Origin of the sequence: Kitasatospora sp. NPDC059160, from assembly GCF_042755465.1 — a bacterium.
Taxonomy (GTDB): Bacteria; Actinomycetota; Actinomycetes; order Streptomycetales; family Streptomycetaceae; genus Kitasatospora.
Map to the genome: position 1 here is coordinate 1 of NZ_JBHZCN010000185.1, position 9641 is coordinate 9641.

Annotated in this window: 11 protein-coding genes; 9 read left to right on the forward strand and 2 right to left on the reverse strand. The window is 72.4% G+C overall.

The genetic code is table 11. The features are described from left to right. Nucleotides 1-341 precede the first annotated feature (341 nt). A complete protein-coding gene (locus ACFXOZ_RS40950) occupies nt 342-1919 on the reverse strand; it encodes an oxidoreductase (RefSeq protein ID WP_375893325.1) in 1578 nt (525 codons plus the stop codon). 91 nt (nt 1920-2010) lie between these two features. On the opposite strand from ACFXOZ_RS40950, the gene hisD reads away from it, so the two are divergent. From hisD to hisF, 8 genes are read left to right on the forward strand one after another with little or no spacing between them, the layout of a single operon-like run. Further along, nucleotides 2011-3318 (forward strand): histidinol dehydrogenase, encoded by a 1308-nt coding sequence (hisD, locus tag ACFXOZ_RS40955; protein ID WP_375893326.1) that lies wholly within the window; start codon nt 2011-2013, stop codon nt 3316-3318. Then, a complete protein-coding gene (locus ACFXOZ_RS40960) occupies nt 3315-4415 on the forward strand; it encodes a histidinol-phosphate transaminase (RefSeq protein ID WP_380532516.1) in 1101 nt (366 codons plus the stop codon). The genes hisD and ACFXOZ_RS40960 overlap by 4 nt, the downstream gene beginning before the upstream one ends. 6 nt (nt 4416-4421) lie before the next feature. Continuing rightward, nucleotides 4422-5015, forward strand: coding sequence for an imidazoleglycerol-phosphate dehydratase HisB (hisB, locus tag ACFXOZ_RS40965; protein WP_380595128.1), 594 nt, complete (start codon nt 4422-4424; stop codon nt 5013-5015). After that, the gene (locus ACFXOZ_RS40970; protein WP_188302392.1) at nt 5012-5164 is read left to right on the forward strand and encodes a hypothetical protein; all 153 of its coding nucleotides are present in this window, start codon (nt 5012-5014) and stop codon (nt 5162-5164) included. The genes hisB and ACFXOZ_RS40970 overlap by 4 nt, the downstream gene beginning before the upstream one ends. Before the next feature lie 31 nt (nt 5165-5195). Next, nucleotides 5196-5831: an imidazole glycerol phosphate synthase subunit HisH gene (gene hisH / locus ACFXOZ_RS40975; protein WP_380595130.1), complete on the forward strand. Its 636-nt coding sequence runs from the start codon at nt 5196-5198 to the stop codon at nt 5829-5831. Between the two features lie 17 nt (nt 5832-5848). After that, entirely contained in the window at nt 5849-6574 is a 726-nt protein-coding gene (priA, locus tag ACFXOZ_RS40980; RefSeq protein WP_375893442.1) for a bifunctional 1-(5-phosphoribosyl)-5-((5-phosphoribosylamino)methylideneamino)imidazole-4-carboxamide isomerase/phosphoribosylanthranilate isomerase PriA, read from the forward strand. Next, nucleotides 6571-7011, forward strand: a complete 441-nt coding sequence (locus ACFXOZ_RS40985; protein ID WP_375893334.1) for a RidA family protein — start codon at nt 6571-6573, stop codon at nt 7009-7011. Before priA ends, ACFXOZ_RS40985 begins: the two co-directional genes overlap by 4 nt. Then, nucleotides 7008-7778, forward strand: a complete 771-nt coding sequence (gene hisF, locus ACFXOZ_RS40990) for an imidazole glycerol phosphate synthase subunit HisF (RefSeq protein ID WP_380595132.1) — start codon at nt 7008-7010, stop codon at nt 7776-7778. Before ACFXOZ_RS40985 ends, hisF begins: the two co-directional genes overlap by 4 nt. Nucleotides 7779-7853: 75 nt before the next feature. Here hisF and ACFXOZ_RS40995 read toward each other — a convergent pair whose 3' ends face one another. Beyond that, on the reverse strand, nt 7854-8633 hold the full coding sequence (locus ACFXOZ_RS40995) for a VOC family protein (protein ID WP_380532510.1): 780 nt from the start codon (nt 8631-8633) through the stop codon (nt 7854-7856). 274 nt (nt 8634-8907) lie between these two features. Here ACFXOZ_RS40995 and ACFXOZ_RS41000 point away from each other — a divergent pair, with 274 nt between their 5' ends. Then, on the forward strand, nt 8908-9471 hold the full coding sequence (locus ACFXOZ_RS41000; protein WP_380532507.1) for a hypothetical protein: 564 nt from the start codon (nt 8908-8910) through the stop codon (nt 9469-9471). Nucleotides 9472-9641: the final 170 nt, after the last annotated feature.

Sequence of the window (9641 nt, forward strand, 5' to 3'; positions counted from 1 at the left end):
GTGTTGGGGGTGGGGCGGGTGGGCGGGGTAGCCAGTATTTGGGCGGGCCCGTGTGCTTGCACGCGGGCCCGCCCATTTATGTTGATCACTCACTTGGCTTGATGCCGAGATTTCCAGTGATTGTTCCCCGGCTTCCTATGCGCCCGAGCATTATTGTGCTTGTGGGTGGGTGGGTGGGTTTTCTCGCCCATTTCAAGATCGTGCTGCGGTTTTGCTCGCCCCGCCGCGATCGCATCGCGGCGGGGCGGGAAGGCTGGGGGATCCACTTGTCGTTGAGCCCCGGCTTTTGGGCTTCTGCGCGGGAAGTCGGTCTGGCCGACTTCCTGCGCAGAAGTCGTCGGTCAGCCGCGTTGGAGGAGGCGGGTGGCGCCGGTGACGACGGTGGAGGCGAGGAGCCAGCCGACGACGACGAGGCCGGCGGCGATCCATTGGCTGGTGCCGCCGGGGTTCCAGGCGCCCTGGTTGAGGTCGACGATGGGCAGCAGCCGGTCGAGGGTGTAGAGCACCGCGTTCCAGTGCGGTTTCTCGTCGGCCTTGAGCGGGGCGGGTTCGTGGGTGGCGAACCAGACGCTGCCGAGGGCCCAGGCGAGGAGCAGCCACAGGCCGGCGCGGCCGGGGCGGTAGCCGTAACCGACGGTGACGTCCTGGACCAGGCCCCAGCCCCGGGCGGGCAGCGGCAGGGTCTCCCGGCGGCGGCGCTGCTTGGCGTACAGCACCTCGCGGGCGTCGTCGTCGGCGCCGTCGCGGCGCAGGGCGGCGGCGAGCTGCTCGTAGGACTCCGGCTGGAAGTCCACCGCGGAGCCCTCCAGCCAGGCGATCCGCTGCTGGACGGTGAAGGCCGCGGCGGGGCGGAGGTTCTCGTAGACGAAGCCGGTCAGGCCCAGGTGCTTGCCGAGCGGCCAGGAGTCCGGGCGGTCGACCAGGTTGCCGACCCGGGCGCGGGAGAGCGAGACCGTGCCGGTGGGCCGGAAGGCGCAGGTGAAGCGCAGTTCGGGGGTGTGGATGCGGCGCAGCGACAGCTCGTCGTCACCCTCCAGGTGGAATTCGCCGGAGATCAGGCAGGCCGCGTCGAAGCGGGCGTCCGAGAGCCGCACCTGGCCGTAGGCGCGGAACGGGGTGCTGGGGGCGCCGGGCGCCGGGCTCTGGCCGTAGCCGGAGCCGTAGTAGCTGCGGGAGCCGAACCAGCCGCCGTCGGCGGAGCTGGTCAGGTAGAGGGTGTGGCCGACGTTGAGCCGGACGGCGTTGAGGCAGACGCGGTTCTGCGGGTCGGCGTGCAGCTGGGCGCCGCGGAGCGAGAGGCGGCCGCCGATCCGGGCCGTGCGGACACTCAACTCGCCGTGGGTCTCCAGGCGTTCGGCTTCGAGGTCCTGGTGGACGGTCATCCCGTCGGCCGAGATCGCGCGGCCGTAGCGGTCGCCGCCGATGACGGCCTGGTTGAGCAGCAGGTCGGTGCCGATCTTGGCGTCGGTGAGCCGGATGCCCTCGGGTATCCGGCAGCGGGCCAGGTGGAGGTCGCCGGTGGTGGACAGCCGGGAGGCCTCGATCCGGGGGATCGCGCACTCGACCATCCGCAGGGTGGTGGCGGAGGCCTCCGAGATGAGGATCTTGTGGTCGAAGCGGCAGCCGCGCAGTTCGACGTACCGTTCCAGGTGGCCGCCGGCCAGGTTGAGCGAGCCGGTGACCTTCACCCCGCTCATCCGCAGCGAGGCGACCCGCCCGGCGGTGGGTTGCGGCCCGGCCAGCAGCAGGTGCGCGAGTACGTCGGCGCCGACCGTCCGCTCCGGCCCCCAGGGGCTGTCCCCGAAGGGGTCGTCGATGTCGTCCCGGCCACATCTGCGCTCGAAGACCTCGCCCTCGCGGAAGGCCTCCCAGAGTTCCCGTTCGGTGTCGGTCCAGCCCTCCGGGGCGCTCTCCGCCATGGTTTCCCCCGTCCCCCCGGTCGTCTCGCCTTTCGTATCACGGACTGAAATGTGGGACCACCCGTTCCGGCCACTCCTTACACTGGGTGGCGTGATCTCTCGAATCGACCTCCGCGGCTCGCTGGACGACCCGCGTGCCCTGCTGCCCCGTGCCGAGTTCGACGTGGCGGCCGCCCTGGAGAAGGTGCGGCCGATCGCCGAGGACGTACGCCATCGCGGGGTCGCGGCGCTGATCGAGATCACCGAGCGTTTCGACGGCGTCCGGCTGGAGTCCACCCGGGTGCCCGCCGAGCAGCTGGCCGAGGCCCTGGAGACGCTGGACCCGAAGGTGCGGGCCGCGCTGGAGGAGTCGATCCGCCGCGCCCGGGCCGTGCACGCCGACCAGCGCCGCACCGGGCACACCACCCAGGTGGTGCCGGGCGGCACGGTCACCCAGCGCTGGGTGCCGGTCGAGCGGGTCGGCCTGTACGTGCCGGGCGGGCTGGCGGTCTACCCGTCCTCCGTGGTGATGAACGTGGTGCCGGCCCAGGAGGCGGGCGTCCGGGGCATCGCGGTGACCTCTCCGCCGCAGAAGGAGTTCGGGGGCCGCGTCCACCCGACCATCCTGGCGGCCTGCGCGCTGCTCGGTGTGGACGAGGTCTACTCCGTCGGCGGCGCCCAGGCGGTCGCGATGTTCGCCCTGGGCACCGAGGAGTGCGCGCCGGTGAACATGGTCACCGGCCCGGGCAACATCTACGTCGCCGCCGCCAAGCGCTTCTTCGCCGGCCGGATCGGCATCGACTCCGAGGCCGGCCCGACCGAGATCGCCGTCCTCGCGGACGACAGCGCGCTGCCCAGTGACGTCGCCGCGGACCTGATCAGCCAGGCCGAGCACGGCCCCACCTCCGGCTCGGTGCTGGTCACCGACTCCCCGGAGCTGGCCGACGCGGTCGAGGTCGAGCTGGTCGCCCAGGTCGGCCGGACCAAGCACAGCGAGCGGGTCGCCGAGGCGCTCGGCGGCCGCCAGTCCGGCATCATCCTGGTCGACGACCTGGAGCAGGGCCTCGTCGTGGTCAACGCCTACGCGGCCGAGCACCTGGAGATCCAGACCCGCGACCCGCACGCGGTGGCGGCGAAGGTCGTCAACGCCGGCGCGATCTTCATCGGCCGCTGGACCCCGGTCTCGCTGGGCGACTACGCGGCCGGGTCCAACCACGTGCTGCCGACCGGCGGCTGCGCCTGCCACTCCTCCGGGCTGTCGGTGCAGACCTTCCTGCGCGGCGTCCAGGTCGTCGAGTACGACCGGCAGGCGCTGGCGGACGTCGCCGCGCACGTGGTCAACCTGGCGAACGCCGAGGACCTGCCCGGTCACGGTGACGCCGTCAAGGCTCGGTTCGATTGGACGGTTCCCGGCGCGTGACGAACATCGACGACCTGCCCATCCGGGACGAGCTGCGCGGCCAGTCCCCGTACGGCGCACCGCAGTTGGACGTCCCCGTCCAGCTGAACACCAACGAGAACCCGTACCCGCTGCCCGAGGAGCTGGTGGCCCGGATCGCCGAGCGCGTCGCCGAGGCCGCCCGCCACCTCAACCGCTACCCCGACCGGGACGCGGTCGAGCTGCGCGAGGGCCTCGCCGCGTACCTCACCCGCAGCACCGGCCTCCCGGTCGCCCGCGCGCAGGTGTGGGCCGCCAACGGCTCCAACGAGGTCCTCCAGCAGCTGCTGCAGACCTTCGGCGGCCCCGGCCGCACCGCGCTCGGCTTCGAGCCCTCCTACTCGATGCACGCGCTGATCTCCCGGGGCACCGGCACCGCCTGGATCTCCGGCCCCCGCAACGACGACTTCACCATCGACGTGGACGCCGCCCTCGCGGCGATCGCCGAGCACCGGCCGAACGTGGTGTTCATCTGCTCGCCGAACAACCCGACCGGCACGGCCGTCGCGGCGGAGACCGTCCTGCGGCTGTACGAGGCCGCGCAGGCCGCCCGGCCCAGCCTGGTGGTCGTGGACGAGGCGTACGTCGAGTTCTCGCACCGCGCCTCGCTGCTGCCGCTGATCGAGGGCCGTCCCAACCTGGTGGTCAGCCGCACCATGTCCAAGGCCTTCGGCGCCGCCGGGCTGCGCCTCGGCTACCTGGCCGCCGACCCGGCCGTGGTGGACGCCGTCCAGCTGGTCCGGCTGCCGTACCACCTGTCGGCCGTCACCCAGGCCACCGCGCTGGCCTGCCTGGAGCACACCGACACCCTGCTGGGGTACGTCGGCCGGCTCAAGGAGGAGCGCGACCGGCTGGTGGACGCGCTGCGCGCGACGGGTCTGGAGGTGACCGACTCGGACGCCAACTTCGTCCAGTTCGGCCGCTTCGCCGACACCCACGCCGTGTGGCGGGCCATCCTCGACCAGGGTGTCCTGGTCCGTGACAACGGGGTCCCCGGGTGGCTGCGCGTCACCGCCGGCACGCCCGCCGAGAACGACGCCTTCCTGGACGCCGTCCGTAGAGTGATCAAGGAGCTGTAACCCCTCATGTCCCGCATCGGACGCGTCGAGCGCACCACCAAGGAGACCTCCGTCCTGGTCGAGATAGACCTCGACGGAACCGGCAAGACCGACATCTCCACCGGCGTCGGCTTCTACGACCACATGCTCGACCAGCTCGGCCGCCACGGTCTGTTCGACCTCACCGTCAAGACCGACGGCGACCTGCACATCGACACCCACCACACCATCGAGGACACCGCCCTCGCGCTCGGTGCCGCCTTCAAGCAGGCGCTCGGCGACAAGGTCGGCATCTACCGCTTCGGCAACTGCACGGTGCCGCTGGACGAGTCGCTCGCCCAGGTCACCGTCGACCTCTCCGGCCGGCCCTACCTGGTGCACACCGAGCCCGAGGGCATGGCGCCGATGATCGGCGCCTACGACACCACGATGACCCGGCACATCCTGGAGTCCTTCGTGGCCCAGGCGCAGATCGCGCTGCACGTGCACGTCCCGTACGGGCGCAACGCGCACCACATCGTGGAGTGCCAGTTCAAGGCCCTGGCCCGGGCGCTGCGCTACGCCGCCGAGCGGGACCAGCGCGCGGCCGGCATCCTCCCCTCGACCAAGGGTGCGCTGTGAACAAGACCGCGACGATCCTCCTCTTCGTCGGCCTCTTCCTGGCGGGCGGGGTGATCTCCTTCTGGAAGCAGAAGCTGCCGAAGGGCGTCATCCTGGTGCTGGCCATCGGGGCCGTGATGTGCCTGGGCTCCGGCCTCATGCGCCTGTAACACCCGTAGCAGAGAGACTGGACACCTGAACATGGGCAAGAACGTCGTCGTCCTCGACTACGGCTCCGGCAACCTCCGCTCCGCGCAGCGCGCCCTGGAGCGGACCGGGGCGAACGTCACGGTCAGCTCCGACTACGACACCGCGATGGCCGCGGACGGCCTGCTCGTCCCCGGTGTGGGCGCCTTCGAGGCCTGCATGCGCGGCCTCAAGTCCGTCCGCGGCGACTGGATCATCGGCCGCCGGCTCGCCGGGGGCCGCCCGGTCATGGGCATCTGCGTGGGTATGCAGATCCTCTTCGAGAAGGGCGTCGAGCACGGCGTGGAGACGCCCGGCTGCGACGAGTGGCCCGGCACCGTCGAGCCGCTGGACGCCCCGGTCGTCCCGCACATGGGCTGGAACACCGTGGACGTGCCCGAGGGCAGCCGGATGTTCGCCGGCCTCGACCCGGAGAGCCGCTTCTACTTCGTGCACTCCTACGGCGTGCGGCACTGGGAGCTGGAGACCCACAGCGCGCGGATCAACCCGCCGCTGGTCACCTGGGCCACGCACGGGCAGCCGTTCGTCGCCGCGATCGAGAACGGCCCGCTCTGGGCCACCCAGTTCCACCCCGAGAAGTCCGGCGACGCCGGCGCCGCCCTGCTGACCAACTGGGTCAACACCCTCTGAACGTCTGAGAGTTGTTACTGATGAGCCTTGAGCTGCTGCCCGCCGTCGACGTCCGCGACGGCCAGGCCGTCCGCCTGGTCAAGGGCGCCTCCGGCACCGAGACCTCCTTCGGCGAGCCGCTGGCCGCCGCCCTCGCCTGGCAGAACGCCGGCGCCGAGTGGCTCCACCTGGTCGACCTGGACGCCGCCTTCGGCACCGGCACCAACTACGAGCTGCTGCGCGAGGTCACCGGACAGCTGGACATCAAGGTCGAGCTGTCCGGCGGCATCCGCGACGACGAGTCGCTCGCCCGCGCCCTCGCCACCGGCTGCACCCGGGTCAACCTCGGCACCGCCGCCCTGGAGGCCCCCGAGTGGGTCGCCAAGGCCATCGCCGAGCACGGCGACAAGATCGCCGTCGGCCTGGACGTGGTCGGCACCACCCTGCGCGGCCGCGGCTGGACCCGCGACGGCGGCCAGCTCTTCGACGTCCTGGAGCGGCTGAACGCCGAGGGCTGCACCCGCTACGTCGTCACCGACGTCAACCGCGACGGCACCCTCACCGGCCCCAACCTCCAGCTGCTGCGCGACGTCTGCGGCGCCACCGACCGCCCCGTCGTCGCCTCCGGCGGCGTCTCCTCCCTCGACGACCTGCGCGCCATCGCCGGTCTCGTCGACCTGGGTGTCGAGGGCGCCATCGTGGGCAAGGCACTCTACGAGCAGAAGTTCACCCTCGAAGAGGCCCTGGAGGCGGTTTCCGGATGACGGAAGGTCGGATCGTACGCGGTCGGGTCACGGGATTCTCCCCCTGGGAGGAGGAGTTCGGCTACTCCCGGGCGGTCGCCGCGGGCGACCACGTGCACGTGGCCGGCACCACCGCCTGGGTGAACGGCCGGATCGAGCACGAGGGCGACCCGTACCGGCAGACCCTCGCCGCGTTCGGCGTCGGGCTCTCCGCCCTGGCCGCGTACGGTCTGACCGCGGACGACGTCATCCGCACCCGGATGTACATCACCCACGCCCGCGACGCCGAGGAGGTGGGCCGCGCCCACCGCCGACTCTTCGACGCCGCACGCCCGGTGGCCACCATGGTGGTGGTCGACGGGCTGATCGACTCCCGGATGATGGTCGAGGTCGAACTCGACGCGTACCGCACCGGGCTGGCAATGACCCTGGAAGCCCTGGAAGGCAAGCAGCCGTGACCCTCGCCGTACGTGTCATCCCCTGCCTGGACGTGGACGCCGGGCGGGTGGTCAAGGGAGTCAACTTCCAGAACCTGCGCGACGCCGGCGACCCGGTCGAGATGGCCAAGCTCTACGACGCCGAAGGCGCCGACGAGCTGACCTTCCTCGACATCACCGCCTCCTCCGGCGACCGCGAGACCACCTACGACGTGGTGCGCCGCACCGCCGAGCAGGTGTTCATCCCGCTCACCGTCGGCGGCGGCATCCGGGCCGTCGAGGACGTGAACCAGCTGCTGCGGGCCGGCGCCGACAAGGTCGGGGTCAACACCGCGGCCATCGCCCGGCCCGAACTGGTCCGCGAGATCGCCCGGCGCTTCGGGCGGCAGGTGCTGGTGCTGTCGGTCGACGCCCGGCGCTGCGGCGAGGGCGTGGAGACCGCCTCGGGCTACGAGGTCACCACCCACGGCGGGCGCCGGGGCACCGGCCTGGACGCCGTCGAATGGGCCGGCCGGGCGGCCGAGCTGGGCGCGGGCGAGATCCTGCTCAACTCGATGGACGCCGACGGCACCAAGGACGGCTACGACCTGGAGATGATCCGCGCCGTGCGCAAGGCCGTCTCCGTGCCGGTCATCGCCTCCGGCGGCGCCGGCAGGCTCGCCGACTTCGCCCCGGCCGTCGAGGCCGGCGCGGACGCCGTCCTCGCGGCCAGCGTCTTCCACTTCGGGGACCTGCGGATCGGCGAGGTCAAGAACGTGCTGCGGGAGGCCGGGCACCCCGTCCGGTGACGTGATCCGTCGTGCGTGAGGGCCCGCTGCTCCTGCTGAGCAGCGGGCCCTCACGCGTGGTCGCGACTCGCGTGGTCACGACTCGCGGGGCTCGCCCTTGATCAGCGCGAACGGGGCACCGTTCGGGTCCGCCAGCCAGGCGATCCGGCCGACGTTCTCCACGTCCGAGGCCGGCATCAGCACCGAGCCGCCCGCCGCCGTCGCCTTGGTGACCAGCGCGTCCACGTCGTTGGCGGCGAAGTACGGCGTCCAGGCGGAGGGCTGCTCCGGCTGCATGGTCGGGGCGATGCCGCCGAAGCTCGTCTGCTGCTGGTCGCCCTCGGCGGTGGAGATCACCCGGTAGTTCATCCCCGGGGACGGCTCGAAGTTCTCCACCCGCCAGCCGAACAGCCCGTGGTAGAAGGAGAATCCGCCGTCCTGGTCCCGGGTGTGCAGCTCCGACCAGACCAGCGTGTTGTCCTCGGACACGGCGTCCAGCCCGACCGTGTTCCCGGACTGCCAGACCGCGAACTCGGCGCCCTGCGGATCGGTCAGCGCCGCGAACCGCCCCTCCTGCATGACGTCCATCGGCGGGACCCGGACCGTGGCACCGGACTGCTCGGCCGCCTTGACGGTCGCGTCCACGTCGGCGGTGCGGAAGTACGTCGTCCAGGCGGACCGCGCGCCGCCGTCGAGGTGGCCGAGGGCGCCGACCGTCCTGCCGTCCAGCTGGAGGAAGCCGTAGCCGCCCGTCTCCGGGACCTCCTGGAAGGTCCAGCCGAAGACCCTGCCGTAGAACGCCGCGGTGGCCGGGATGTCCGGGCTGCCCAGGTCGATCCAGCAGGGCGAGCCGAGGGGGAAGTCGGTGGTGAGCATGAGGTGGGGCCCTTCGACGGAGAGTGACCGGGCTGCCCGGGGCGGACCCCGGCCACCTGCGAGTCTGCCCCCGGGCACTGACATCCGCAGCCGGGAGGAGGCTGGGCGGGGCCGCGCCGCGCAGGGTAGCCGGACGACCGGGCGCCCGGGGCCGGAACGGCGGCATCGCCCCGGAGCGCCCCGCCGCCGCCCTAGGCTCGTCCCACGCGGCCGCGACCCGGACGAACGGGCCGACGGCGCGACCGATCCGACGACCCGGCAAGGTGGTTCACCGGTGATGGAGCAGTACGCCGACGACGGCGAGGTGACCTACGAACAGGTGACGGTGGTCTCCCTCGCCGCCAGCGCCCCGGTCGGCCCGGCACGGACCGCCGTCCGGGTCGTCCGCGAGGCCATGACCGTCAAACGGATCGCGGGCTACTGGGTGCGCTGGGACGAGCGCCGGGCCGGCGAGGAACTCCGGCACCACGCGCGCTGGGTGCCCGAGGAGGAGTACGTCCGGCCGGGCACCGGCCGCCCGGACGGCACACTCTCCGTGACGGTGGCCGCGTACTGGGCGGACGCCCGCGGCGCCTTCCGCCACCGGCCCGGCACCGAGACCGCGGTGACCTTCCGCCCCGGCGAGGGCGCGCACGAGCTGGTGCTGGAGCAGCCCGCCCCGGCCGGCCCCTCCGCCCTCTCCGTGCAGCTCGCGGACGCCCGCTGGCTGGGCGCCGCCGACGGCGGGCCGATCCACTACGGCTTCTCGGGCGCCACCGAGGCCGCGACGGGCGGCGAGGGGGCGTGGCTGGTCCGGCACCCGGAGTACGGAACGGGCGGCGTGGGCGACCAGGGTTAGGGCCCGTCTTCGAACTCCCGTCTGCGGGCCGACGCTCCCCCAGCCTTCGGCCGGGAGGTACCCCCAGGGCACAAGCGCGCCTCGCCGCGTTGTCGTCGGTCGCCAATGCGCTGCATTGGGCTCCCTCCTCCGCCTTGCGATGCACGCACCCCAACGCCGCCCCGCCCGCC

Excerpts from the sequence above, each read along its gene's own strand:
- ACFXOZ_RS40950 (WP_375893325.1), bottom strand. The coding sequence starts at position 1,919 with ATGGCGGAGAGCGCCCCGGAGGGCTGGACCGACACCGAACGGGAACTC.
- hisB (WP_380595128.1), top strand. The coding sequence starts at position 4,422 with ATGTCCCGCATCGGACGCGTCGAGCGCACCACCAAGGAGACCTCCGTC.
- hisH (WP_380595130.1), top strand. The coding sequence starts at position 5,196 with ATGGGCAAGAACGTCGTCGTCCTCGACTACGGCTCCGGCAACCTCCGC.
- ACFXOZ_RS40985 (WP_375893334.1), top strand. The coding sequence starts at position 6,571 with ATGACGGAAGGTCGGATCGTACGCGGTCGGGTCACGGGATTCTCCCCC.
- ACFXOZ_RS40995 (WP_380532510.1), bottom strand. The coding sequence starts at position 8,633 with ATGCTCACCACCGACTTCCCCCTCGGCTCGCCCTGCTGGATCGACCTG.